Genomic DNA, 24691 nt, shown 5'->3' on the forward strand with positions numbered 1-24691 from the left:
CGCGTCTGTCAGGGCCTGACGACAAGATGGGCGCCAAGCGCGCCGGGTCAAGATCATGCGATCATAAGCGCATCCAGCAATCGCGCGATCAGTCTTCGTCTTCCTCGTCGACATCCGCGTCGGAACCGGGGTTCAGCCGCTCACGCAGCTCCTTGCCGGTCTTGAAGAACGGCACCCATTTTTCCTCGACGAAGACGCTGTCGCCCGTGCGCGGGTTGCGGCCGGAGCGGGAGGGTCTATTCTTGACAGAGAAGGCGCCGAATCCGCGCAACTCGACACGGTTGCCGCCTGCCAGAGCGTCCGTAATCTCATCGAGAACGGCGTTGACGATGTTCTCGACATCGCGGTGATAGAGGTGCGGGTTTCGAGCCGCCACGATCTGCACCAGTTCCGACTTGATCACCCTCTGCCCCCTCTTGACGACGTTCCTCGCGATACGCCCGTCATCCGCGGGCAGACGATCGAGATCCTTTCGCGGACCGGACACGCTCGGGCGCGGGTTGCCCCGCGCGCCGCGTCTCTCAATCGCGGCCAACCTGCCAAACGGAAACGAGACCGTCAAGAAACAACTTGTCCTGAGCCAGATTTCCCGAAAACGGAAAACCGTCAAATCCCAACGATTTGGCAAAGATTGCGGCCATCGAACCCAGCCCGAACGGAAGGCCGCTCTCTGGCTTTTCCCAATCGACGATCGGCAGGGTGTCGGCAACGTCGCGGCTTTTGAGATAGTTGCGGATGGCGTCGTCGCCGCCGAGCTCGTCGATCAGCTTCAGGTCGACCGCCTGGCGTCCGGTAAAGATGCGCCCGTCGCCAAGGCTGAGGGCTTGCTCGCGCGGCATTTCCCGGCGTTCGGCAACGAGGTCCACGAACCAGGCATAGCTGTCGTTGATCATTGCCTGGATCACGGCCTTTGCCGCATCGCTCGGTGGATGGAACGGCGATGGCTCGGCCTTCAGCGGGGCGGACTTGATCTCCTCGAGCGACACCCCGATCTTGTCGAGCAATGTCTTCACCTGCGGATACTGAAAAATCACGCCGATGGAGCCCGTGATGGACGTATCGCCGGCAATGATCCGATCGCCCGCAAGCGCGACCATGTATCCTGCAGACGCCGCCAAGGTGCGAACGTCGGACACGACAGGTTTTTTCTCTGCAACCTTGCGGATCGCATCATAGAGCGTCTCGCCGCCGAAGGTGGAGCCGCCGGGCGAGTTGATGCTGACGATCAAGGCTTTCACATGGTCGGCCTTGGCGATGCGGTCGAGCCGCTCGATCAGCTCGCGATCGTCCAGGATGACGCCGGAGACGGTGATGCGCGCGACCTGGCTCGCGCCGAGCACGCCGGAGCGCGACCGCGCAATGCCGACATAAAGGCCGATGCCGACCAGCACGATGAGGCCGATCGCCACGAGGCGCCAGAAGCCGAGCTTGCGACGAAGCTGTCGCCGGTCGACGAATGCAAGAGGATCCATTCCACATTTCCCTGTTCAGCGCGCAGCAGCAAAAGCTCGCACCGGATGTTCCGGCGATGATTCCTACTGCATAACGAGGCGAACCGGTATCGTCGCGCGCGGAAAAAATCCCGGGCGTAGAGAGGCACGCGTGACGTTTGCAACCCGTCTTGCGAACGCTTGCCGTCCGCAACGACAAAGAATTCTCCGCCTCCATTGTGTGGAGACATAAAAATCTCCATATTCACGCCTCTTGACACCATAGGCTGGCAACGTCTGGACCCCGACGTCGTCCGACCCCTGGATTAACGGAACCGCTCATGGCGAACGATGTGCATTTTCCCGGCGCCCTGCCGCATACGGGGCCGACGGTCAACGACGCCTATGAACGGGCGGCCCGGCATTCGCGCCGTGTCAAGCGGCTGAAGATCGTCCTGCCGATCGTTGCCGTCATTATCGCCGTCATCTTCGCTGCCGTGTCCATCATCCGCACCATGCTGCCGGAAGAGCTGCACATCGAGAACGCGACGATCGAGAACGGCAAGATCGTCATGCAGAATCCCGCGATTTCCGGGCGGAACAAGCAGGATATCAGCTATTCGATGAAGGCTGAGCGGGCGCTGCAGGATATCGCCAATCCCGACCTGATCACGCTGGAGAAAATCCATGCAGAGATGCCGGTCAACGACAAGACGATCGCCACCGTGGACGCGACGAGCGGGCTCTATGATCGCGGCGGCAATACGCTCGACATGAACGCTCCCTTTACGATCTCCATGAACAATGGGGTCATCGCCGATTTCCAGGCCGCCTATCTGGATATCAATGCGGGCGAGATGTTGAGCAAGACGCCAATCGCCATCCGGATGTCGGGTGGGTCGATTGTTGCGCAACAAATGAGAATGACGGATAAAGGGCGGGTAATCTCCTTTGAAGGCATGGTGAAGGTTGTCGTCGAGCCGAGCACCATACGCAAGAACGCAAATTAGGACCCGGTGCACCCCATGTCGACCCTCCATGCCTCTCTCCCCCGCCGCAGCCTCTCGCTTTTCGGCCTCCTCGCCTCCTCGATGGCCTGCCTGTGCCTGACCTTCCTGCCGGCCGTCGCCCAGCAGAAGAGCAAAATGAGCGGCATGAAGCTCTCCAACGATCAGCCGATCCAGATCGAGAGCGACAAGCTGGAGATCAAGGATCCCGAAAGCAAGGCGATCTTCACCGGCAACGTGAAGGTGGTCCAGGGTGCGACGACGCTGCAGGCCGGCAGCATGGTCGTTTACTACAAGTCTGGTGGCGGCTCGATTTCCGGCGGCAATGCCGAAATCGACCGGATCGAAGTCAACAACAAGGTTTTCCTGCAGTCGGGGACGCAGCAGGCGACGGCCGATAGCGGCCAATTCAACATGGCCGCGCAAACGCTCGTGCTGAAGGGCAAGCAGGTGGTGCTGTCGGAAGGCAAGAACGTGTTCAGCGGATGTCAGCTCAACGTCCAGATGGAGACGGGAGAAGCACAGCTGGAATCCTGCGGTGGCCGCGTCCAGATCCAGCTCGACCCGAAATCCCAGAAGACCAACTGACGCAGCCCCAGACCGTGAACATTCCTTTCAAGCGCAAGCGCGGCGCCGAGCCGGCCGGTTCGTCCTTTACCAAGGACCTCGGCACAGCCGTATTCGATGACAGAACCCCCGAGGAAAAGGCTCGGTATGACGGCACGCTGATCGCCCGCGGCCTGACCAAAAGCTATCGCGACCGCAGGGTGGTCAACGGCGTCTCGCTGGTGGTCCGCCGCGGTGAGGCGGTCGGCTTGCTCGGGCCGAACGGTGCCGGCAAGACCACGTGCTTCTACATGATCACAGGTCTCGTCCCGGTCGATGAGGGAACGATCGAGATCAACGGCAACGACGTCACGTCCATGCCGATGTATCGACGCGCGCGGCTGGGCGTCGGCTACCTGCCGCAGGAAGCCTCGATCTTTCGCGGGCTGTCGGTCGAAGACAATATCCGTGCCGTGCTGGAACTGCATCAGCCCAAGCGTGCAGCACAGGACGCCAAGCTGAATGCACTGCTCGAGGAGTTTTCCATCACGCATTTGCGCAAGGCGGCAGCGATCTCGCTCTCGGGCGGCGAGCGGCGACGGCTGGAAATCGCGCGCGCGCTGGCCACCGACCCGACCTTCATGCTGCTCGATGAACCCTTCGCAGGCGTCGATCCCATTTCGGTCGCTGACATCCAGGCACTCGTGCGCCATCTCACGTCGCGCGGCATCGGTGTCCTGATCACCGACCACAATGTCCGCGAGACACTGGGACTGATCGATCGCGCCTATATCATCCATGCTGGTGAGGTGCTGACTCACGGTCGCGCCAACGACATTGTGACCAATCCCGATGTGCGCAGGCTCTATCTGGGCGACAACTTCAGCCTCTAGGCGGGGAAAGCATGGACGACGACGACCATGCTTTCAGAGGCCCCTGAGGGATCTCTACCGGGCCTTGACGCCGTCTCGCGATTGCGCGACGTTCGACGCGGGGCAGACGCTAAGCTTGCGTCCCCCTGTTCGTGCCGCAGCCGGCCTGAGAGCGGGACCGCATATCTCTTGCCGCCCGATGAAGCGCGTCACTGCCGTTGCGCGGTAAACGTATCAATTTTATTACAGCCGCTTGACCAAACCTCCGTTATAAGCAATTTTCGGGCCAGTTGACGAAGCTGGGCGAGATTTCGCGTAAAGGCGGTGATCGCGTCCGACACCCGGAGCGTTGCGCGTCATCGTCCTGACCCCGACGTTGCTCCATTGCTTCGAGCTGATGCAAGGTCGCGATGCCGTTTCCGGTCTTGCGATGTCTGACGTAGGGAGTTTTGCGTTTATGGCACTTTCGGCCAGCCTCTATCTGCGCCAGTCCCAAAGCCTGGCCATGACGCCGCAGTTGATGCAGTCGATCCAGCTGTTGCAGATGACGCATTTCGAACTGACCCAGTTCATCGAGCAGGAGGTCGAGAAGAACCCCCTGCTCGAATTCGTATCCGACGCCACGCAATCAAGCGACATCACGCAGGACGATGCGTCGCCGGACCATCGCGACGCCGACGCGTTTTCCGGCATCACAGACGTCTACGACGGCACGACGCGTGACGACGCGCTGCGCATGAGCGAAACGCTCGACGCGACTTTCGAGAACGTTTTTCAGGACGACACGGCGCCGCAGCGGGCCGATGCGCCAGAGCTGCTCAGCCAGTGGAAATCCATGTCCGGCGGGGGCAACGGGGAAACGAGCGACGGTTATGACCTCGAGGACTTCGTCGCCAACCGGTTGACCCTGCGCGACGTCTTGACCGAGCAGTTGATCCTCAGCGTCCGCGATGCCCGCGACCGGATGATCGCTCAGGCACTGATCGACCAGATCGACGACACGGGCTATCTCCACGCAGACACGACCGAGATCGCCGAGCGGCTCGGCTGCACGGCGCTGGACGTGGAGACCGTGCTGGCCACGCTGCAGCGGTTCGATCCGCCCGGCGTCTTCGCCCGCAGCCTCAGCGAGTGCCTGGCGATCCAGCTCCGCCAGAAGAACCGGCTGGATCCGGCCATGTCGGCCCTGATCGGCAATCTCGAGCTTCTGGCACGCCGGGACTTTGCCACGCTGAAGAAACTCTGCGGCGTGGACGAGGAAGACTTGATCGACATGCTCGGCGAGATCCGCAAGCTCGATCCGAAACCGGGCACGAGCTTCGAGATGACGCCCTGCGAGGCGATCGTGCCGGACATCGTCGTGCGTGAGGCCTCCGACGGGACCTGGGCGGTGGAATTGAACCCCGAGACGCTGCCGCGCGTTCTCGTCAACCAGGTCTATTACACGACAGTATCGCGCCATGCGCCCAAGAACAGCGGCGACCATGCCTTCCTGTCGGAGTGCCTGCAGACGGCCAACTGGCTGACGCGAAGCCTCGACCAGCGCGCCAAGACCATCATGAAGGTGGCCACCGAGATCGTCCGCCAGCAGGATGCCTTCCTCATCAATGGCGTCGATCACCTGCGGCCGCTCAACCTCAAGACCATTGCCGACGCCATCAAGATGCATGAGTCGACGGTCAGCCGCGTGACCTCGAACAAGTACATGATGACACCCCGCGGGCTGTTCGAGCTCAAATACTTCTTCACCGTGTCGATCGGCTCGGCAGAAGGCGGCGACAGTCATTCGGCGGAGTCGGTACGCCACCGCATCCGCAACATGATCGTCCTCGAGAGCCCGGACGCCGTGCTGTCGGACGATGATATCGTCGAGATCCTGAAAAAGGGCGGCGTCGATCTCGCACGCCGGACGGTCGCAAAATATCGTGAAGCGATGAACATCCCTTCCTCGGTGCAACGGCGACGTGAAAAGCGCGCCATGGCAAAGGTTTCTGCCTGAAAGTCGACAAGATCCGCGTGCACCGCAGCATCGAAACACGCTCAGGCTGTTCGGCCTTCATTGACATTTGTTAACGGCACGCTTATAGGGCGCGCCGACAGTTACGATTGATCGGCTTCTTTCTCCCCTCTCCCGGACATCGTCGATCACGCGCAAAGTGAAAACGGCTGCGTGAAAAGCTTGGAGGTGGAAGGCGCTTGGAATAAACTGGATGCGCAAATCATGAAAGAGAGGAAACTCCATGAGTGTGCGTGTATCCGGTAAACATATGGAAATCGGCGAGAGCTTTCGTCTTCGGATCGAGGACCAGATCGCTCAGGCGGTCACCAAGTATTTTGACGGAGGGTATTCGAGCCAAGTCACGGTGGTGAAGTCGGGACCGCGTTTCAGCGCGGACTGCATGATCCATCTCGACACGGGCGCCACGTTGCATGCGAACGGCGAGGCTTCCGAGCCGCAGGCCGCATTCGACGCGGCATCGGAACGGATCGCAAAGCGCATTCGGCGTTACAAACGCAGGCTGAAGGACCACCATAACGGCACGGGTCATGCAGGCCTGGAAGTTGCCTACAAGGTCATGGACTCCGTGCCGGACGAAGAGGACGAGCTGCCGGAGGACTACGCACCGACGATCGTTGCCGAAAGCTCCAAGCAGGTGCGGACCATGTCGGTTGCCAATGCCGTCATGGCCTTGGACATGACGGACAATCCGGTCCTGATGTTTCGCAATCCCGGCAGCGATGAACTCAATATCGTCTATCGCCGCACGGACGGAAATATCGGCTGGATCGATACAGCCGCCATGAAAAACTGACGACGACGGACGAGCGCTGTTTTCGGATCGTCGCGATGCGGCGAACCGGGCGCATATGAAGCAGAGACGGCCCTGACGGAACACATCGTTTCCCAGCGGCTTGGCAAGAGAGACAAGGCGGCGCGCGAAAAGCGGCCGCCTTGTTGATAGACGGTGATCGGCAGGCATGGGGATGAGGCCTGCCGAGCATCGAGAAAAATGGGTCGCAAGGTGGCACGTCGTGCCGTTCGACGCGCCCCTGTCAACAAGGTACAAAAAAATGGCTTTGGCAGGTCTGCTGCAGCAAGATGCGATCTTTCCAACCCTTCGGGTGCAGTCCAAGAAGCAACTGCTTCAGGAACTGGCCGTCAAGGCTTCCAAGCTGACCGGTCTGCCAGAGCGCGAGATCTTTGACGTCATCCTGCAGCGGGAGCGGCTGGGTTCGACCGGCGTCGGCAATGGCATCGCCATTCCGCACGGCAAGCTGCCCGGCGTGACCGCCATCGTCGGCATCTTCGCACGGCTGGAAACACCGGTGGATTTCGAGGCGCTCGACGACCAGCCGGTCGATCTCGTTTTCCTGCTGCTCGCACCGGAGGGTGCCGGTGCCGACCACCTGAAGGCGCTCTCGCGGATCGCACGCGTGCTGCGCGATCCCGATATGGTCGCCCGCCTGCGCGGCACCGAGTCGGCTTCGGCGATCTACACCTTCCTCAGCGACGACCAGACCTCCAACGCGGCCTGATCCTGAACGTCGTTTGACGGAACTTTTGCCGCCGGTCTGGAAGTTGATATCGACAGAACCCCTTTGCCGGTGAATACTCCTGTTCGATCAACAGGGGGCAGAACGGAATGGGCGCGACAGCTTCGGGACGATTGGCGGGCAAGATCGCCCTGATCAGTGGTGGCGCCGGCGGCTGCGGGCTCGCGGCATCCGAGCTGTTCGCCCAGGAAGGCGCAAAGGTTGGCATCGTCGATCTGCCATCGAGCCGCGGTGAAGAGGTTGCTGCCGGCATTCGTGCCGCAGGCGGGGACGCCGTCTTTGCGCCCGCAAACGTGTCCGTCTCAAAGGATGTGACCGCAGCCGTCAAAGCGGTCGAGTCAGCCTTCGGCCCCATTACCGTTCTTTTCAATCATGCAGGGATTCTTGCCGTCGGTCCGTTTCTGGAAACGGAAGAGGACGAATGGGACCGGCTGATGGCCGTCAACGTCCGCTCGATGTTCCTGATGACGAAAGCGGTGCTGCCGAACATGATTGCGGCAGGCGGAGGCAGCATCGTCTCGACCTCCTCGATCTCGGCCGTAGCCGCAACGCCGATGGAGGTGCTCTACGACACGACGAAAGGCGCCTGTCACATGTTCGCCCGCGCGATCGCCGTGGAGTTCCGCGATCGCAATATCCGCTCTAACGCCGTCTGCCCGGGCTTCATTGCGACCGACCACGGCAAGCGCGAACTGGTCGGCCTTGCCAAATACGGGATCGACGTCTCGGACGCGGCCATCGCTGCGCAACAGGGGCGCCTCTGCGAGCCGATCGAAGTGGCGCGCGCTGCTCTGTTTCTGGCCAGCGACGAGGCAAGTTTCATCAACGGCACCCACCTGTTTGTCGACAATGGATTCACCGCCGTGTGAAAGGGGAACGCCATGGATAGCATCACCTCGCGAAGAGCCGGTGGGCTCTGGCGCAACTGGGTGGGAAACCAGTCCTGTATCGTGCGTGCCCGAGGCGCGCCCGGAAGCGAGGCGGAACTTTCGGACATGGTGCGCACTGCCGCCGCCGAAGGCATGGCGGTGCGTTGCGCGGGCTCCGGCCATTCCTTTACCCCGGTCGCCCTGACCAGCGGCCTCCATCTCACATTGTCGGGCATGCAGGGCGTGACGGACATCGACCAGGAGCGCAAGCGGGTTTCCGTCTCGGCGGGCACGACGATCAACGCGCTTGGCAAGGTGCTCAAGGCGAACGGGCTTTCGCTGATCAATCAGGGCGACATCGATAGCCAGGCCCTGGCCGGCGCTCTGACCACCGGCACGCACGGTACCGGCGCAACCCTAGGTAACATGGCCTCGCAGATTGTCGGCATGCGGATCGTCCAGCCGGACGGCAGCATTCTTGTTGCGGACGAAAGCAATCCGGACCTCCTGAACGCCGCGCGGGTTTCGATCGGCATGCTCGGCGTCATCTCGGAAATCACGCTCCAGGCCATGGACAGCTATCGCCTGCATGAGACGCTGTGGCGGTGCAGCTTCGAGGAATGCATGGAGCACACGACGAGCTCGCATCCAAGCATCGGCATTTCGGCTTCTTCTGGTGCCCCGTTCCGGAAAGCCGACACTGCTACTGCCTGCCGGACACGGCCTCCGTCTCGACGACCGACCGTCTTTCCGACGTGTGCGAGATGAAGATCATCAACATCACGGACGCCGATCCGATGGAAGCAGGGTTCGAGAAGATCGCGTACTCCTCGGAGATCTACCCGATCGAGTATGTCCCGAATTTTCACGAGCTGGAATATGCAGTACCCTTACGGCACGGCAAGGAAGCATGCCGGGCAGTGCGTGAGCTGATGCTCACGAAGCATCCGACCTGCATCTACCCGATCGAATACCGTTTCACGGCTGGCGATCCCGGTTGGATCAGCCCGTTCTTCGAGCAGGATTCGATCACGCTCTCGGTGTCCGGACAGCCGGGTACCGACTACTGGTCCTATCTCTCGGACGTCGACGCAATCCTGCGGCAGTTTGGCTCCCGGCCGCACTGGGGCAAGCTGCATTTCCTGACGAGCGACGACGTGACGTCGCTTTATCCCCGCGCCGGGGATTTCCGTGCCCTGCGAGAAAGGCTCGACCCCAGTGGGGTCTTTCTCAACGACCATCTTCGACAGCTCTTTGGATAGGCTGCACCCTGGCAAAGGGCCGCCACTCGGAGCATCTCAAAGAACAAGGCCAGGAAGAGAGCCCTCTTCCCGGCCTTGTCGTCATCCAATCGCGCGAATTTCGCCTTATGCCGAAGGTCAGCCGGCCGAGGACTCGCCGTCCGCTGCGGGGGTCTTCGGTCCGCCCTTGGCGACGCCGACCATGGCCGGACGCAGCACGCGCTCGCCGATCGTAAAGCCTGCCTGGACGACCTGGACCACCGTATTGTGCGGCACGTCGGCATTGGGAATTTCAAACATGGCCTGATGGAAGTTCGGATCGAACTTCTGGCCTTCCGGTTCAAGCTTGCGGATGCCATGCCGCTCCAGCGCCGAGAGCATGGAGCGCTCGGTCAGCTCGACGCCTTCGATCAGCGTGCTCAGACCCGCATCGGCACCGGCCCTGACGTCGGCGGGGATGGCATCCAGAGCGCGGCGGAGATTGTCGGATACGGCCAGCATGTCGCGCGCAAACCCCGCGACAGAATAAGACTTGGCATCCTTGACCTCGCGCTCGGTGCGACGACGGAGATTGTCCATGTCGGCCGCCAGCCGAAGGTAGCGATCACGAAAATCCGCCGCCTCGGCGCGTGCCGACTCCAGCTCGCCGGCGTCGGCCTGCGTCGCCTCATCGGCATCCTCAAACATGGCTTGCATATCTGCCTCGGCCGGCGTGACGATTTCTTCAGCCGGATTGCTGGCTTCGGCACCGTGTTTGTTCGTTTCGTCGGTCATGACGTCTCCGCATTCAGGATCGTTTCGGGATTTGATGCCGATATCGAGGTTCGAGCGCCAAAAATCAAGGGTCGTTGCGCCCGAGCGCCCGCTGACGAGCATCGTCTGGGCTGGCTATCGTGAAAGTCGCGACATGAGTTGGGCCGTGTAATCCACCATCGGAACGATCCGCGCGTAATTCAGCCGAGTCGGACCAATGACACCGACGGCGCCGATGATGCGATCGTCTCCATCCTTGTACGGCGCGACGATCAGGGATGAACCCGACAGCGAGAACAGTTTGTTTTCCGAGCCGATGAAGATCCGCACACCCGGTCCGGTTTCCGCCAGACTAAGCAGCTCGATCATGCTGTCCTTCTTCTCCAGATCATCAAACAGCATGCGGAGCCGATCGATATCCTCGGCGCCGGCCAAACCTTCAAGAAGATTGGCGCGCCCGCGAACGATCAGCTGCGTCGGGTTCTTGTCGTCGGCATCGCCGCCGGACCAACTGGCGAGGCCCCGCTCGACCAGATCCTGCGAGAGAACGTCGAGTTCCGTGCGAACGGTTTCCTTGACCTTCTGCAACTGCCCGCGAACCTCTGCGAGGGTCTGGCCTGCCAGATGCGCATTCAGGAAGTTGGCCGCCTCCGTCAGCTGCGAACTCGTGACGCCTGCCGGAAGCTCGATGATCCGGTTTTCGACCTGATCATGCTCTCCCACCAGCACCGCCAAGGCCTTGGTCGGCGCGAGGCGCATGAATTCAACGTGCTTGAGAACCGGATCGTTCTTGGCCGTGATGACGAGCCCTGCGCCGCGCGACATTCCGGAAAGAACCTGGCTTGCCTCGTTGAAAAGCTGCTCGACCGGCTGGTCGCGGTCGCTACGTCGCACCTGCCGATCGATGGAGGCACGGTCTTCGGCCGAGAGGTTGCCGACCTGCATGAAGGCATCCACGAAAAAGCGCAGCCCGATCTGAGTCGGCAGGCGGCCGGCGCTGACATGAGGGGAATAGATAAGGCCCAGATCTTCCAAATCGCTCATGACGTTGCGAACCGAAGCGGGGGACAGCGACATGGGAAGAAGCCGCGACAGGCTGCGCGACCCCAGCGGCTCGCCGCTGTCCAGATAGCTCTCGACGATCCGGCGGAAGACCTCGCCGGAGCGCTCGTCGAGGGCCGAGAGCCTGTCCCGCATTGCCGATGTCAGCGCCGCCTTGTCGGCGGATCGTTCGTTCTGTGCCATGTCCGAAATATAGTAAGAGCCCGAGCGATCGACAAAGGGAAAATTGCCATACAGGGCCTCTCGCGGGTCGCAACGGGCCTATTTCGCTCCTCGTCTTTCCTTTGAGCGGCGATATAGGCTAGAAGGCACGCACGTTTCAGACCAAGGGAGTCCAAGATGCGGCCGTCCGGCAGAAAAACAGATCAGATGCGCAAGGTCACCTTCGAGCGCAACGTCTCCAAGCATGCCGAAGGCTCCTGCCTGGTCAAGTTCGGTGATACGCATGTGCTTTGCACCGCGAGCCTTGAGGAGAAGACCCCACCCTGGCTGCGCAACAGCGGCAAGGGCTGGGTGACGGCCGAATACGGCATGCTGCCGCGGGCGACCGGCGATCGCATGAAGCGCGAAGCTGCAACCGGTAAGCAGAGCGGTCGCACGCAGGAGATCCAGCGCCTGATCGGCCGCTCGCTGCGCTCCGTCGTCGACCTGCAGGCCCTCGGCGAACGCCAGATCTCGCTCGACTGCGACGTCATCCAGGCCGACGGCGGCACCCGCACCGCGTCGATCACCGGCGCGTGGATCGCGCTGCACGACTGCCTGAAGTGGATGGAAGCGCGCAACATGACGAAAGTCGAGCGTGTGCTGAAGGATCACGTGGCCGCGATCTCCTGCGGGATTTTTGCCGATCAGGCGGTGATCGATCTCGACTACCTCGAGGACAGTGCCGCGGAGACGGATGCCAACTTCGTTATGACGGGATCCGGCGGTATCGTGGAAATTCAGGGTACGGCCGAAGGCAAGCCTTTTTCCGAAGCGGAATTTGCAAGCCTGATGGGCCTGGCAAAGAACGGCATCTCGGAGCTGGTGACCTTGCAGAAGCAGATCATCGCCTAAGCGGAGATAAAGATGGTCACGACGACGGCGGAACTCGAAGGCATCCTGGAAACAGCGCTCTACGCGTCGGATCTGGATGCAGCGGACCGTTTCTATGGGGATGTGCTCGGACTGGAGCGCATTACCCGCGTCGATGGTCGCCACCTGTTCTTTCGCTGCGGACCGGGCGTCCTCCTGATCTTCAATCCGATGGAAACCCTGAAACCTGCCGACGGTGCGGCTCTGCCCGTTCCGGCCCATGGGACGACGGGCCCGGGCCACGTCTGCTTTCGCGTCTCGAGCGGCAGGCTCGCATCCCTGCGAGACAGGCTTGCAGCCGATGGCGTGATGATCGAGAGTGAGATCATCTGGCCGAACGGGGCGCAATCCTTCTATTTTCGCGATCCGGCCGGCAACAGTCTGGAATGCGCCGAACCTGGGCTTTGGTCCATCGACTGAACCGCTCGCCCCGATCCCCGCTCGGATCATCCGCTCGCGCTTGCGCGAGGAGGTGATCCGTCCTACCGACCCCGTCTCCGTGGCGTCAGCGCCCTCCGGTTTACCTTCGAGACCTATCATGACACGCACGCTTGACGACAAGACCCTTATCGTCGCCAGCCACAATGCCGGCAAGATCCGCGAAATCCGCGACCTGATCGGGCCGCTCGGCTTTTCTGCGAAATCCGCAGCCGACCTTAACTTCATCGAGCCGGACGAAACAGGCACGACGTTCGAGGAAAACGCGACCATCAAGGCGCTGGCGTCTGCGCGCGCTTCCGGCCTGCCCGCTTTGTCCGACGATTCCGGACTGGTCGTGGACGCCTTGAACGGCGATCCCGGCGTCTACACCGCGAACTGGGCGGAGACGGCCGATGGAACGCGCGATTTCGCCATGGCCATGCACAAGGTCGAAGCAGCATTGCAGGACGCAGGGACAACAACGCCTGCGGCACGGTCCGCCCGCTTCGTGTCCGTTCTTTGCCTTGCCTGGCCGGATGGCCATGTGGAGCTCTTCCGGGGCGAAGTGGAAGGCACCGTCGTTTGGCCGCCGCGTGGCAGCCAGGGCTTCGGCTACGATCCGATCTTTCAGCCCGAGGGCCACGATCGAACCTTCGGCGAAATGAGCGCGGACGAGAAGCATGGCTGGAAGCCCGGCGACGGCCATGCTCTGTCCCATCGTGCCCGCGCCTTCAAGGTGTTTGCCGAGACCTGCCTCGGCGCCTGACGGATATGGCTGACTTCTCCTTCATCGGCGACAAGACGGACCCCGGCTTCGGCGTCTACGTGCATTGGCCATTCTGCGCGGCCAAGTGCCCCTATTGCGACTTCAACAGCCACGTCCGCCATCAGGGCGTTGACCAGGCCCGCTATGTCTCGGCCTTTCTGAAGGAGATGGAGGAAGCGCGCCGTTTGTCGGGCCCGCGCACCGTGACCAGCATCTTCCTCGGCGGCGGTACGCCTTCGCTGATGGACCCGACAACGGTCGACGCGATCCTGAACGGCATTTCGCGTTTCTGGCATGTTCCCGATGGGATCGAGATCACGCTGGAAGCCAACCCGTCGAGCGTGGAGGCGACGCGTTTCCGCGGCTATCGCGCCGCTGGCGTCAACCGCGTGTCTCTTGGCGTACAGGCTCTGAACGATCGTGACCTGAAGTTTCTGGGCCGGCTTCACAACGTCGAGGACGCCCTGAAGGCGATCCGGCTCGCGCGCGACATCTTCCCGCGCATGTCCTTCGACCTGATCTATGCGCGGCCAAACCAGCTCGTGGAAGATTGGGAGGCGGAGCTCAAACAGGCTGTGTCCTACGCCGTCGATCACCTGTCGCTCTACCAGCTGACCATCGAAGAAGGAACGCCGTTCTATGGCCTGCACAAGGCCGGAAAGCTGATCGTTCCCGACGGCGATCAATCGGCGCTTCTCTACGAAGCGACACAGGACATCACTGCCTCGATCGGCATGCCGGCCTACGAGGTGTCCAATCACGCCGTACCGGGGGCGGAGAGCCGCCACAACCTGACCTACTGGCGTTATGGTGACTATGCCGGCATCGGCCCCGGAGCCCACGGACGCCTGACGATCGGCCGTGAAAAGCTCGCGACAGCGACCGAACGCAAACCTGAGGCCTGGCTCGACCTTGTGGAGGCGAATGGTCACGGAATGATCGACCAGGAGGTGCTCGGCTACGACGAACAGTCCGACGAGCTGCTGCTGATGGGGCTGCGCCTGAAGGAGGGGATCGACCTCGTGCGCTGGGAGGCTCTGTCCGGCCGTGCGCCTGATCCGGAGAAGGAACGTTTCCTGATCGAGCACGGATTCATCGAGCGGATCGGCAACTCGAGGCTGCGCTGCACGCCCTCCGGCATGCTGATCCTCGACGCCGTTGTTGCCGACCTTGCCTGCTGAGCAGACAACGCCATGTCGGCGAAGCCCGCTCGCCGTCGAAACGACCGGCCCGAAGGCCGATCACAGGACGGTCAGGCCCACTCGCCGCTGCGCATGACGGGCACCTTCGTCCCGTCCTCGCGAAGACCGTCGATGTCGATCTTGTCGGATCCGATCATCCAGTCGATATGAATGAAGCTGGCATTACCGCCCTGAGCGGCGATCTGGTCCTGGCTCAGCGACGCGCCGTCGATGAAGCACTTCGAATAGCACTGGCCGAGCGCGATATGACAGGACGCATTCTCGTCGAAAAGCGTGTTGTAGAACAGGACGCCGCTGGCCGAGATCGGCGAGGAATGCGGGACGAGCGCCACTTCGCCCAACCGTCGAGCGCCCTCGTCCGTTTCGAGGATCTTGTTCAACACCGCTTCTCCCTTCGAGGCCTTGGCCTCGATGATCCGTCCACCCTCGAAACGAACCTGAATATGGTCGATCAGCGTGCCCTGATGCGACAGCGGCTTCGTGCTGGACACATGGCCTTCGACACGCAGCGCATGCGGCGTGGTGAAGACTTCTTCCGTCGGGATATTGGGGTTGCAGGTAATGCCGTTCTTGGCGGTTGACGCACCGCCGTGCCATTCATGTCCGTCTGCAAGACCCACCGTCAGGTCGGTCCCCGGACCCGTGAAATGGAGGGCGGAGAAGCGCTCCCCGTTCAGCCAGGTCGAGCGCTCGCGCAGATTGGCGTTGTGGGCCTTCCAGGCTGCAACGGGGTCGTCCACATCGACGCGAGACGCCGCGAAGATCGCATTGGCCAGTTTCTCGACGGCCAAATCCTCCGCGTCTTCCGGAAACATCTGCCGGGCCCAGGACGGATTGGGGTAGGACACGATGTTCCAGTTGATATCGAAGTTCGAGATCTTCTCGAGCGCGGGCTTGTAGGCCATCGACATGGCCTTGTTTGCCCGCGCGACCTTGGCCGGGTCCTGAGACGCAAGCAGCATCGGATTGTCGCCGGAGATCGCCAGGCGCGCCGCGTTGCCCGCATAGGCCTTCGCCATGCCCTCGTAGAGCCAGTTGCTGGCGCGATCGAAGCTCTCGTCCGGCGCATGCTCGTAACGCGCCAGCGTGCTTTCCTCATCCGAATAGAACGTCGTCACGAGGCCGGCACCCGCGAGATAGGCATGCTTGGTGATGAGCCGCACCAGGGGCAGAGCTGCGATCGGCGATGTGATCACCAGATCCTGTCCCCGCGCGAGCCCGAGCCCGACCTTGACCGCGACTTCGGCAAGCTTCTCAAGTTTCCGGGCGTCGATCGGCGACGTGTGGCGTGCAGTTGCGGACATGTCGAACATCTTTCTTCGAGAAAACGAAGTTCGACGTTAGGACAGGACGCAGCGGATTTGAAGGAAAAACAACGGGCGCGGGTGATGTCACCGCGGCCGCAAGGCGTGGTCGGGACCATGCCTTGTGCTTCGACAGATCCCCCTCGATTTGAGAGGCAGCGCTGGTGACGGCAGTCGGAAAGCGGCGAGATATACAGGCGTGATGCCGGTCCAGGGCCGACAGTCACCACGATGTGCCGCTGTCCGTTACCGGAACGTGGTGACCGTTCTGCCGACCGTTGCGGCCTGGGCGACCGGTGCCGTTGTCGAGCTCACCAGAGTTGCGAACTTCCGCACCTCGGCAAGAGACGAATTGGCGATGAAGATCAGGTCGCGGTTCTTCAAGCTGAAGCTCTTCAGCAAGAAGAAGCCGCTCGGGTCCTTCAGGTCGATCTGATAGATGACGTTGGTCGTCGGCCCGGCGGAGGCGAACTTGCCCGGCACCAGACGCTGAACGAGCGCGGTCGGTTCCGTGCGGTAGATGAAGACACCCCGGGCATTGGCACGTTCATCGTTGAGGCCGCCGACCTTTGCCAGCGCCTGATTGAGGAACAGCTGTGACTCGTCGAACTGGATGGACGCATTGCTTGTCGCCGCGCCGAACACCGTGAAGCTGCGCGGCTGCCGAATGAGCGCGATCACATCGTCAGACTGCACATAGATGTTTTCCGACGGATCCGAGATCAGCCCCTCCATCGGAATGGTTTCGGTGCGCTGGCCGCGCGTGATCTGAACGGAGAGCTGATGCGACTCGATGCGGGGCCCGCCGGCCATGGCGATGACGTCGAGCAGTTTTTCGCCCCGCGGAGACAGGGCGATGCGGCCGCTTCGAGCGACCTCTCCGGTGACCGTGACGGTATTGGAGACGTTTTCGACGACGCTGACGAGAACCTGCGGCTGAATGGCGATGCGCGCGAGCGCATTTTCGATGGCGGCCTTGACCTGTTGCGGCGTACGGTTGGCCGCCTGTACGGTGCCGGCATAGGGCACGGAGATCGTTCCGGATTCCGACACCGGCTGTTCCGGTATCTGCGTTGCCCCCTTGGCGGAGCCGCCGGAGAAAAGACCGTCAGGCGATGCTTCCCATATGGAGACAACGACCGTGTCGCCGACGCCGATGATGGACGAGCTGCGCTTGCGCGCATTGCCGAGCTTGGCCGCGAGTTGCGTTTCCATGCCGCTGGAAAGAAGCGAGATGATGCCAGGAGTGACGGGGATCAGCGTGTAGGGAGAATAGCTGTCCTTGGCCTCTTGGAGGATGTTGGCGGAGCTTGGGCCCGAACTTGGCATTACCGTGCAGGATGTTGTGGTCAGACAAACAACGGCCAGCGACAAACTGGTGAACTTGGTCAAGAACGGCATGGGCACCCTCAAGCGCGGATCCTTCACGAGAAGACGATCCACTCCCCCGAAATAGCGGTGTTGTTTTGGTTATCTCAACACCAGCTCACAAACAATGACTTCAAGGCCGCACCAAACAAAAACACGCGGACCACTGCAAAAAGGGCACAGTGCCTGCCACCGGCACCTATCCGACACTCGCTCGGACAGGGCGGAATATGTTCTTTAATATCAAGGCCTTGCAAAACGGAAATTCCTTGAAAGGCGTTTCCTCGATAGACTCTGCTTCCTTCTGTTCGATCGACAAGGCCGATGGCATCGGCGTTGACGGGGCATGGCATAGACAGCGCGACTTGCGTTCGCAACTGCTGGCAGGCGGGCAATCAGACGTCGATCGATCGGCTCTCGCCCGTCGAACGGTAACCCATCACTTTTGCCAAGGCTGAATGGTGATGAACGCCCACCCTGTTGTAAGTTTCAGCTATGACCAAACCGTGAAGATGGGAAGGGGTGCGCTCACGAACGTCCCAAATTTGGACAGTTCACGCTTTCGGTCTCATGAACACTCTGCTGTTCCCCGGACGAGCGCGTTGCGATACTGTTCCGGTGAGTGCCGCCGGGCAATCCGTGTCCGGGGGAAGCGACCGTCAAACCAAATGTCGCAGGAGAGGCCAGAGCTGCTGTGAGCGCAATCTTACCCACGCCTCGTACGCCTGAGCGGCGAATACATTGCCGGATTCCTGGCATGACGACCAAGCTCTTGATCACTCCGGCATGACGCGCTTCGACTTCGCTGGCGCCGGAGAGATGCGCGACAACGCCCCCCCACAGCTGACTTACGCTTTTCATATGCATGCCTGGAAGCGTGATGTCCTGCGTCGCTATTTTCCTACGAGACAGTTTGTCTTCGTTCCATTCCATCTCAGCGAAACGCGGCTGCGACAGGACTGGCTGGACAAGATCGATCTTGCGGCAGCGCCTGAATTCTTCGTCTGGAGCCTCAACCTGCCGCAATCGGCATCGTCCTTCGCGCGCCGCTATGCGATCCCCGTTTGCATCATCGAGGATGGCTTCATTCGCTCCGCCGTGCCGCATGCCGGCCGCACCCCGCCCCTGTCGCTGATCATGGACAGGCAGACGGCTTATTTCGACAGCCGTACGCCCTCCGATCTTGAACATATCCTGCAGCATCACGACTTCGACGCCGACCGCGCCTTGATGCAGCGGGCGCTCCAGGGCATGGAGACGCTTCTCTCGAAGGGCATCAGCAAATACAATGCGCCGGCCGATCCGGTTGTCCCGCCATACGGACCGAAGAAAAAGCGCCGGGTGCTTGCTCTTGGCCAAGTGGACGGCGACGCGTCGATCCGCTACGGCTGCCCTATCCCTGTGACGAACCAGGAGATGGTCCGGCGGGCCGTTGCGGAGAACCCCGACGCGGAGGTCATCTACAAGCCGCATCCCGATGTGCTCAGCGGCGTGCGGCATTCGTCCGCAAACCTTACGGAATTGGCGCAGATCTGCACGGTTCAGACGGGTAGGCTCCCGATGTCGCGCGCTTTCGAGACGATCGACCATGTCTACACCATCACCTCTCTCGCCGGATTCGAAGCGCTGATGCGGCGGCTGCCCGTCACCGTGCTCGGTGCACCGTTTTATGCGGGGTGGGGCCTGACGGATGATCGGCAGACCTTGGTGCGGCGGACGCGCCGCCTGACCGTCGAGCAGGTGTTCGCTGCGGCCTATCTGCTTTATCCCCGCTATTTCGACCCGGAAACCGGAGCGACCACGACGTTCGAGGCTGTCGTCCAGGATCTGCGTCGTGCTGTCGTCCCTGCCTTTGCCAACCGAGAGCCGCCGGCATGGCAGCCTCTTGGCCCTTACGGCGTGTTGGGCTGGCGACATGTTCTCACACCGATCGTCGCCGCCGTCGTCAGGCGGATCGCAACGGCCGAAGATGCGGACTACTATCGGCACCACCCGATCGACTTTTTCCGCGAGCGACCGCAATCCGCCTTCCGCGCCGTCGGACGCCTGCTCTACCCGTTCGATGCCAAGCCGGACCAAGAGCCGCTGTAGCCTTTGCGAAGGCCGTCGTGACGCGCGCGCACATCCGAATCGGTATCGGCTACGCGTCCGTCTCCGGCATGGGCATGAGTGTGAAGAGTTCCTGGGCCAGTTTAACGCCGCGCAGCGCGTAACGGCCGATGGAGACGACCTCCCGGTCGCCGGGCGGCGGGGCGGCGGCCACAAACGGCGAGGACATCACCACCGTGCGGTCGACAAACCGGCAGAGCGACGCGATCCGGCTGACCTCGTTGACGGCCGGACCGATCACCGTGAAGTCGAGGCGGTCTGCGCTGCCGATGTTGCCATAGAACACATCCCCGATATGCAGCCCGAGATAGACTTCGGTCGTCGGACGGCCTTCCATCGCGCGGCGTGCGTTGAGATCAGCGAGCTTGCCGCGCAGGCGTCGCTCGGCATCAAGCGCCCGGCTGCAAGCATCCTCCCGTTCTTCCGCCTTGAAGATCGCGAGCGTCCCGTCTCCGATCAGCTTCAGCACGTTCCCGCCAGCCTCGTGAATGGAGGTGATCACGGCGTCAGCGTAATCATTGAGGAAGGGGATGATTTCGTCCGGGGCGAGACTCTCGGTGATGCGGGTGTAGTTCTGCAGATCGGAAAACCAGAGCACGGCCGAGATGCGCTCGGCCTTTCCCCGCGTGATGCGGCCTTCCAGAACGTGGCTTGCTGCATCTTCGCCGAGATAGACCTCGGCGATCGTTCGGGTAACGCGATTGAGGGATCCGGCCTTGATGGCCAAAGCGAGCACGGGCACGAGGGACCGCAGGGCATCGACGCCCTGATCGGTAAAGCCACTCTCGTCGGCCGTGGTCCAGTGCGAATAGAAGCAGTCCATATCGCCGATATGGCTGTCCGGTGAGAAGCGGTGGATCATGGCGATGTAGTCACGGTGACCTGCCGCCAACAGCGTGTCGAGCGCGTAAAAGTCGATCGGATCGCCAAAACCGATGCGGCGGCGCAACTCATTGCCGTTGGTTTCGCGCAGGTGATAGAAGGGCGACCGCTTCCAGTTTTCCTCCGAGACGCCCTCGTTGGTCGGGCCGTATTCGAACATGCCCTTGCCCGGCTCGCGACTGTCCCACTGGAATGCGCGACCTTCATAGACTGGATGGAGTGTGTCGATGAGCGCCAGCCCTCTGTCGAGCGGCAGTCCGGCACTGCGCAGATGCTCGCAGAAACCGCGCATGATCTCCATCTCGTCGGACCCTTTGAGCCCTTGTGTCGTCAACCATGCGGAGATGCGTGCGATGTCGCCTGCGTCCATGTCCGCCCCTTCCTATCGTCGTGATGCTGCGGTTCCCTGTCCCCTTGCGATCAAAACGGAACGGCAAGAATTGGATCGAGGGCGCCGGGTTCTACTGCATATTCGGCCAAACCGGAATCATTTTCAGGCCGATTCCGGAAGGGTCCGGGATTCCGATAGATAAGCGAGCTAGGCTTCTTTTGCTGTGTAGAGCGCGCGGGATCGTTCGAGATGGCGCAGCATGGCCTGCTCCGTGGCATCGGCGTCTCGCGCAACGATACAGTCGATGATGGATCGATGTTCTGCGAGCGTAACCGTCTCCTTGCCGGTCCAGATCAGCATGTGCGTGTGATAGCCTCGCAGCCAGGCCAACATGGCTTCGCTGACGGCCACATAGATCGGGTTTCCGGAAATGCGCGCGATACGGCTGTGAAACTCCATGTCGGCAGCGATGAAGGCCGAGGCATCCTCTAGCGCCGCTTCCTGGCGATCGAGGATGGCGTTGAGATCCGCAATGTCGGGATCCGTTGCCCTGGATGCCGCCTCTCGCGCCATGCCTCGTTCGAAAAAGATGCGGGCGCTCTTCAGATGCTCCAGCGTGTCCGAGGATTTCGCCAGCATCATCTGGGCCGTCGTGTCCACCTGACGCAGGATCGAGCGCGCCGTCAGCTCCAGCACGCGGGCACGCTCGCCATGGGAAATAACGACGAGGCCCATGTTCGCCAATGCCTGCATCGCTTCGCGAATGGCTGGCCGGCCCACGCCGAACCGCTCCATCAGCTCCCGCTCAGAGGGCATTTCATCGCCGGGGTTGAGTTCTCCGGAGGTGATCATCGCCTGCAGGCGGGAAAAAACCTCGTCAGACAGTTTTCGGCGCGTGATCGTCTCGGTTGGCTGGTTCATGAGATCCCGGTTGGTTGGTCGATGCCTTTATCTTCGCATGCGCGTGCCGCTTGGAAAAGAGAGACGCGTTCATCGAACGCATTCTCTTGATCCGACGTTCGTTCGTTCGTTGGCGGCTACCGGCGTGACCTCGACGGCTCGTCGCTTTCTCCGAACACCCATCTTGCTTCATTGATATACTCATTATACCAGTTGAACAATCGTGACCCTTTGCACCGAGGGGTCCAGTCGGCAGGAGAAGCGCATGATCACCGTTACCTATCGCATCGAGACGACCGGAAGCGTCGAGGCGATGGCTGCGAAGATTGCGAGCGACCAGTCCACCGGGACGTTCGTGCCGGTACCGGGGGAAACGGAAGCGCTGAAGGCCCGGGTCGCAGCCCGCGTCATGGCTATCCGCCCGCTGGAGCCTGCAACGGTGCCGAGCTGGCCGGAGACGCCCGACGGTCATGGAGACATTCACCGAGCCGATGTGGATATTGCATTTCCGCTCGATGCGGTCGGAACCGATCTTTCCGCGCTGATGACGATTGCCATCGGCGGGATCTTTTCCATCAAAGGCATGACCGGGCTTCGCGTGGTGGATCTCAAGCTGCCACCGGAATATGGCAAAGCCTATCCCGGCCCTCAGTTTGGCATGCCCGGCAGCCGACGCCTCACGGGGGTCGAGGGACGACCGATCATCGGCACGATCGTCAAGCCCGCGCTCGGTCTCCGGCCGATGGAAACGGCAGAACTGGTCGGGGAGCTGATCGGCTCGGGCGTCGATTTCATCAAGGACGACGAAAAGCTGATGAGCCCTGCCTATTCGCCGCTGAAGGAGCGTGTGGCCGCCATCATGCCGCTGATCCTCGATCACGAGCAGAAGACCGGCAAGAAGGTGATGTATGCCTTTGGCATCTCGCACACCGACCCGGACGAGATGATGCGAAATCACGATCTGGTGCTGGAAGCCGGCGGCAATTGCGCGGTCGTCAACATCAACTCGATCGGCATGGGGGCCATGGCTTTTCTGCGCAAGCGCTCCGGTCTCGTCCTGCATGCCCATCGCAACGGCTGGGATGTCCTGACCCGGCATCCGGGCATCGGTTTCGATTTCAAGGTCTGGCAGCAGTTCTGGCGACTGCTCGGGGTGGACCAGTTTCAAATCAACGGGATCGGCGTCAAATACTGGGAGCCCGACGAAAGCTTTGTCGAGTCCTTCAAGGCCGTGTCCACGCCACTCTTCTCGCCGGCGGACTGCCCGCTGCCGGTGGCCGGATCGGGCCAATGGGGAGGGCAGGCTCCCGAAACCTATCGGCGGACCGGACGCACGACCGATCTTCTCTATCTCTGCGGCGGCGGCATCGTCAGCCACCCCGGCGGTCCGGCCGCCGGCGTTCGTGCCGTGCGGCAGGCGTGGGAGGCGGCCGTTGCCGACATCCCGCTGGAGACCTATGCCCTGGATCATCCCGAGCTTGCCGCGTCGCTGAAAACGTTCGGCGGAAAGGATGCCTGACATGGCCGACCCGCTGTTTCTCAGCTATTACGGCGACGATTTTACCGGCTCGACCGACGTCATGGAAGCCTTGGCGTCGCGGGGCGTGGAAACCGTGCTCTTCCTGCGCGTTCCCGATGATGCGCTGCTGCAGCGCTTTGCCCATTGCCGTGCCATCGGCCTTGCCGGAACCAGCCGCAGCGAGACGCCCGACTGGATGGATGCACAGCTGAGGCCGGTCTTTGAATGGCTGAAGGCAAGACAGGCGATGGTCTGCCACTACAAGGTCTGCTCGACCTTCGACTCCGCCCCTGCCGTCGGCAATATCGGGCGGGCGATCGAAATCGGGCTCGATGTGTTCCGGCAGGATGTTGCGCCTCTTGTCGTCGGCGCGCCGCAGCTGAGACGCTACACGGCCTTCGGTCACTTATTTGCCGGCTATCAAAACGATGTGTTCCGGATCGACCGCCATCCGGTGATGAGCCGGCATCCGGTAACGCCGATGAACGAGGCCGACCTGACGCTGCATCTTCGTCGCCAGACGGACCTTCCGGTCGCCCTAGCCGATCTCACCTCGCTCACCGATGCGGGCGTGGATGCGCGCCTCGCAGCGATGACCGGCAAGGGTATCCTGATGCTGGATGTGGATGGGCCGGACACACAGAAGGCGGCAGGTGTTCAGTTGCTTCGCCTTGCAGAGCGTGGATCGCGGTTCATGGCAGGGTCGTCAGGCATTGAATATGCCCTTCTTCAGGCATGGCAGACGGAAGGACGTGTCGAGGGCAAGCGGCATTTTCCGTCTCCCGGTCCGGCAGATCGGATCGCCGTCGTTTCCGGCAGCGTCTCTCCTACCACAGAGCGGCAGATCCGCCAGGCAACCGGGTTCGACGGGTTCGACGGCGTGCCGCTCGACCCGCTGGAGCTTCTCGGCGAGAATGGCGAGCCTGCGATGCGCCGTGCGATCGAGGCTGCAGAGGCAGGTCTTGCTGCCGGCCGTAGTGTCATCCTGCATACCGCACTTGGACCCGGGGCCGACCGTGGCAGCGAGATCGACCGGGTGGCAGGCAGCCGGCATCGGCTGGGCCAGATGCTGGGCCGCATTCTTCTGCAACTGATCGAAACGCAGACCCTGAGCCGCGCCGTGATCGCGGGCGGCGACACATCCAGCCATGCGCTCGGTGCTCTCAAGGTCGACGCACTGACCACGTTGCTGCCGCTGCCGGAAACACCGGGATCGCCGCTCTGCACCGCGCACGGTCTGCATGCACCGACCAATGGTCTGCAGATCGCCTTAAAAGGCGGACAGGTGGGTCGCGATGGTTATTTCGCGCAGATCCGAGACGGACATGCGATCGCAGCTGGTTGACTCATTATACCAGTCATCGTTAGATGCGGTGACCAAACGGGATGATCGCCTATGCCATCGAACGGTCGCGTCCGGCATTTTTACCCGAAGATGCTGCCGCTGGGAAAAGGTCTCTTTGCCCCGAGAGATCATAGAG

General features: G+C 61.7%; 22 protein-coding genes and 1 pseudogene. 15 read left to right on the forward strand and 8 right to left on the reverse strand.

Annotated features, from left to right (window positions below; genetic code table 11):
• Window positions 1-88: 88 nt before the first annotated feature.
• Both ASG03_RS05395 and sppA read right to left on the reverse strand, forming a co-directional pair.
• Window positions 89-403, reverse strand: a complete 315-nt coding sequence (locus tag ASG03_RS05395) for an integration host factor subunit beta (RefSeq protein WP_062472306.1) — start codon at window positions 401-403, stop codon at window positions 89-91.
• Between the two features lie 118 nt (window positions 404-521).
• Window positions 522-1472: a signal peptide peptidase SppA gene (gene sppA / locus ASG03_RS05400; RefSeq protein WP_062692709.1), complete on the reverse strand. Its 951-nt coding sequence runs from the start codon at window positions 1470-1472 to the stop codon at window positions 522-524.
• Between the two features lie 299 nt (window positions 1473-1771).
• Between sppA and lptC the strand changes: the two genes are divergently transcribed.
• From lptC to ASG03_RS22170, 8 genes and pseudogenes are all read left to right on the forward strand, one after another.
• On the forward strand, window positions 1772-2440 hold the full coding sequence (gene lptC / locus ASG03_RS05405; protein ID WP_062470874.1) for an LPS export ABC transporter periplasmic protein LptC: 669 nt from the start codon (window positions 1772-1774) through the stop codon (window positions 2438-2440).
• A gap of 15 nt (window positions 2441-2455) precedes the next feature.
• Complete coding sequence (locus tag ASG03_RS05410) at window positions 2456-3025, forward strand: LptA/OstA family protein (protein ID WP_062470877.1); 570 nt, start codon at window positions 2456-2458, stop codon at window positions 3023-3025.
• Between the two features lie 14 nt (window positions 3026-3039).
• Window positions 3040-3876, forward strand: coding sequence for an LPS export ABC transporter ATP-binding protein (gene lptB / locus ASG03_RS05415; protein WP_062470880.1), 837 nt, complete (start codon window positions 3040-3042; stop codon window positions 3874-3876).
• A gap of 436 nt (window positions 3877-4312) precedes the next feature.
• Complete coding sequence (gene rpoN, locus ASG03_RS05420) at window positions 4313-5854, forward strand: RNA polymerase factor sigma-54 (protein WP_062472308.1); 1542 nt, start codon at window positions 4313-4315, stop codon at window positions 5852-5854.
• A gap of 241 nt (window positions 5855-6095) precedes the next feature.
• Window positions 6096-6668 (forward strand): ribosome hibernation-promoting factor, HPF/YfiA family, encoded by a 573-nt coding sequence (gene hpf, locus ASG03_RS05425; RefSeq protein ID WP_062470883.1) that lies wholly within the window; start codon window positions 6096-6098, stop codon window positions 6666-6668.
• 259 nt (window positions 6669-6927) lie between these two features.
• Window positions 6928-7392 carry a PTS IIA-like nitrogen regulatory protein PtsN gene (gene ptsN, locus ASG03_RS05430; protein WP_062470886.1) on the forward strand — a complete coding sequence of 155 codons (465 nt, stop codon included), beginning with the start codon at window positions 6928-6930 and terminating at the stop codon, window positions 7390-7392.
• 107 nt (window positions 7393-7499) lie between these two features.
• Window positions 7500-8279: an SDR family NAD(P)-dependent oxidoreductase gene (locus ASG03_RS05435; protein WP_062692712.1), complete on the forward strand. Its 780-nt coding sequence runs from the start codon at window positions 7500-7502 to the stop codon at window positions 8277-8279.
• A gap of 12 nt (window positions 8280-8291) precedes the next feature.
• Window positions 8292-9541 (forward strand): annotated as a pseudogene (locus ASG03_RS22170) (D-arabinono-1,4-lactone oxidase).
• Between the two features lie 117 nt (window positions 9542-9658).
• On the opposite strand, the gene grpE reads toward ASG03_RS22170, so the two are convergent.
• Together grpE and hrcA are read right to left on the reverse strand one after the other, a co-directional pair.
• Window positions 9659-10294, reverse strand: a complete 636-nt coding sequence (gene grpE / locus ASG03_RS05445; RefSeq protein WP_062693050.1) for a nucleotide exchange factor GrpE — start codon at window positions 10292-10294, stop codon at window positions 9659-9661.
• Window positions 10295-10408: 114 nt separating this feature from the next.
• Complete coding sequence (hrcA, locus tag ASG03_RS05450) at window positions 10409-11470, reverse strand: heat-inducible transcriptional repressor HrcA (RefSeq protein ID WP_082475593.1); 1062 nt, start codon at window positions 11468-11470, stop codon at window positions 10409-10411.
• Between the two features lie 204 nt (window positions 11471-11674).
• Between hrcA and rph the strand changes: the two genes are divergently transcribed.
• From rph to hemW, 4 genes are all read left to right on the forward strand, one after another.
• Window positions 11675-12391 (forward strand): ribonuclease PH, encoded by a 717-nt coding sequence (gene rph / locus ASG03_RS05455; protein ID WP_062470909.1) that lies wholly within the window; start codon window positions 11675-11677, stop codon window positions 12389-12391.
• A 12-nt stretch (window positions 12392-12403) separates the two neighbouring features.
• On the forward strand, window positions 12404-12829 hold the full coding sequence (locus tag ASG03_RS05460; protein ID WP_062692713.1) for a VOC family protein: 426 nt from the start codon (window positions 12404-12406) through the stop codon (window positions 12827-12829).
• Window positions 12830-12947: 118 nt separating this feature from the next.
• Window positions 12948-13595 (forward strand): RdgB/HAM1 family non-canonical purine NTP pyrophosphatase, encoded by a 648-nt coding sequence (gene rdgB / locus ASG03_RS05465; RefSeq protein ID WP_062692715.1) that lies wholly within the window; start codon window positions 12948-12950, stop codon window positions 13593-13595.
• 5 nt (window positions 13596-13600) lie between these two features.
• Window positions 13601-14776, forward strand: coding sequence for a radical SAM family heme chaperone HemW (gene hemW / locus ASG03_RS05470; protein ID WP_062470918.1), 1176 nt, complete (start codon window positions 13601-13603; stop codon window positions 14774-14776).
• A gap of 71 nt (window positions 14777-14847) precedes the next feature.
• On the opposite strand, the gene ASG03_RS05475 is transcribed toward hemW, so the two are convergent.
• Together ASG03_RS05475 and ASG03_RS05480 are read right to left on the reverse strand one after the other, a co-directional pair.
• Window positions 14848-16101: an aminopeptidase gene (locus ASG03_RS05475; protein ID WP_062693051.1), complete on the reverse strand. Its 1254-nt coding sequence runs from the start codon at window positions 16099-16101 to the stop codon at window positions 14848-14850.
• Window positions 16102-16347: 246 nt separating this feature from the next.
• Window positions 16348-17430: a polysaccharide biosynthesis/export family protein gene (locus ASG03_RS05480; protein WP_162241360.1), complete on the reverse strand. Its 1083-nt coding sequence runs from the start codon at window positions 17428-17430 to the stop codon at window positions 16348-16350.
• Between the two features lie 825 nt (window positions 17431-18255).
• Between ASG03_RS05480 and ASG03_RS05485 the strand changes: the two genes are divergently transcribed.
• Window positions 18256-19560 (forward strand): capsular polysaccharide export protein, LipB/KpsS family, encoded by a 1305-nt coding sequence (locus ASG03_RS05485; protein WP_244475164.1) that lies wholly within the window; start codon window positions 18256-18258, stop codon window positions 19558-19560.
• 49 nt (window positions 19561-19609) lie between these two features.
• Here the strand turns inward: ASG03_RS05485 and ASG03_RS05490 are convergent, their stop codons facing one another.
• Together ASG03_RS05490 and ASG03_RS05495 are read right to left on the reverse strand one after the other, a co-directional pair.
• The gene (locus tag ASG03_RS05490) at window positions 19610-20830 is read right to left on the reverse strand and encodes an adenylate/guanylate cyclase domain-containing protein (RefSeq protein WP_062692721.1); all 1221 of its coding nucleotides are present in this window, start codon (window positions 20828-20830) and stop codon (window positions 19610-19612) included.
• A 168-nt stretch (window positions 20831-20998) separates the two neighbouring features.
• A complete protein-coding gene (locus ASG03_RS05495) occupies window positions 20999-21712 on the reverse strand; it encodes a transcriptional regulator NanR (protein ID WP_062692724.1) in 714 nt (237 codons plus the stop codon).
• 244 nt (window positions 21713-21956) lie between these two features.
• On the opposite strand from ASG03_RS05495, the gene oiaX reads away from it, so the two are divergent.
• Both oiaX and ASG03_RS05505 read left to right on the forward strand, forming a co-directional pair.
• A complete protein-coding gene (gene oiaX, locus ASG03_RS05500; protein ID WP_062470939.1) occupies window positions 21957-23210 on the forward strand; it encodes a 3-oxo-isoapionate-4-phosphate decarboxylase OiaX in 1254 nt (417 codons plus the stop codon).
• Complete coding sequence (locus tag ASG03_RS05505) at window positions 23203-24555, forward strand: four-carbon acid sugar kinase family protein (RefSeq protein WP_062692727.1); 1353 nt, start codon at window positions 23203-23205, stop codon at window positions 24553-24555. The genes oiaX and ASG03_RS05505 overlap by 8 nt, the downstream gene beginning before the upstream one ends.
• Window positions 24556-24691: the final 136 nt, after the last annotated feature.

The sequence above is a fragment of the Rhizobium sp. Leaf341 genome (assembly GCF_001424325.1).
GTDB lineage: Bacteria > Pseudomonadota > Alphaproteobacteria > Rhizobiales > Rhizobiaceae > Ferranicluibacter.

Excerpts from the sequence above, each read along its gene's own strand:
- sppA (WP_062692709.1), bottom strand. The coding sequence starts at position 1,472 with ATGGATCCTCTTGCATTCGTCGACCGGCGACAGCTTCGTCGCAAGCTC.
- lptC (WP_062470874.1), top strand. The coding sequence starts at position 1,772 with ATGGCGAACGATGTGCATTTTCCCGGCGCCCTGCCGCATACGGGGCCG.
- ASG03_RS05410 (WP_062470877.1), top strand. The coding sequence starts at position 2,456 with ATGTCGACCCTCCATGCCTCTCTCCCCCGCCGCAGCCTCTCGCTTTTC.
- rpoN (WP_062472308.1), top strand. The coding sequence starts at position 4,313 with ATGGCACTTTCGGCCAGCCTCTATCTGCGCCAGTCCCAAAGCCTGGCC.
- hpf (WP_062470883.1), top strand. The coding sequence starts at position 6,096 with ATGAGTGTGCGTGTATCCGGTAAACATATGGAAATCGGCGAGAGCTTT.
- ptsN (WP_062470886.1), top strand. The coding sequence starts at position 6,928 with ATGGCTTTGGCAGGTCTGCTGCAGCAAGATGCGATCTTTCCAACCCTT.
- ASG03_RS05435 (WP_062692712.1), top strand. The coding sequence starts at position 7,500 with ATGGGCGCGACAGCTTCGGGACGATTGGCGGGCAAGATCGCCCTGATC.
- grpE (WP_062693050.1), bottom strand. The coding sequence starts at position 10,294 with ATGACCGACGAAACGAACAAACACGGTGCCGAAGCCAGCAATCCGGCT.
- hrcA (WP_082475593.1), bottom strand. The coding sequence starts at position 11,470 with ATGCGGGACAGGCTCTCGGCCCTCGACGAGCGCTCCGGCGAGGTCTTC.
- rph (WP_062470909.1), top strand. The coding sequence starts at position 11,675 with ATGCGGCCGTCCGGCAGAAAAACAGATCAGATGCGCAAGGTCACCTTC.
- ASG03_RS05460 (WP_062692713.1), top strand. The coding sequence starts at position 12,404 with ATGGTCACGACGACGGCGGAACTCGAAGGCATCCTGGAAACAGCGCTC.
- rdgB (WP_062692715.1), top strand. The coding sequence starts at position 12,948 with ATGACACGCACGCTTGACGACAAGACCCTTATCGTCGCCAGCCACAAT.
- hemW (WP_062470918.1), top strand. The coding sequence starts at position 13,601 with ATGGCTGACTTCTCCTTCATCGGCGACAAGACGGACCCCGGCTTCGGC.
- ASG03_RS05475 (WP_062693051.1), bottom strand. The coding sequence starts at position 16,101 with ATGTCCGCAACTGCACGCCACACGTCGCCGATCGACGCCCGGAAACTT.
- ASG03_RS05480 (WP_162241360.1), bottom strand. The coding sequence starts at position 17,430 with ATGCCAAGTTCGGGCCCAAGCTCCGCCAACATCCTCCAAGAGGCCAAG.
- ASG03_RS05485 (WP_244475164.1), top strand. The coding sequence starts at position 18,256 with ATGACGCGCTTCGACTTCGCTGGCGCCGGAGAGATGCGCGACAACGCC.
- ASG03_RS05490 (WP_062692721.1), bottom strand. The coding sequence starts at position 20,830 with ATGGACGCAGGCGACATCGCACGCATCTCCGCATGGTTGACGACACAA.
- ASG03_RS05495 (WP_062692724.1), bottom strand. The coding sequence starts at position 21,712 with ATGAACCAGCCAACCGAGACGATCACGCGCCGAAAACTGTCTGACGAG.
- oiaX (WP_062470939.1), top strand. The coding sequence starts at position 21,957 with ATGATCACCGTTACCTATCGCATCGAGACGACCGGAAGCGTCGAGGCG.
- ASG03_RS05505 (WP_062692727.1), top strand. The coding sequence starts at position 23,203 with ATGCCTGACATGGCCGACCCGCTGTTTCTCAGCTATTACGGCGACGAT.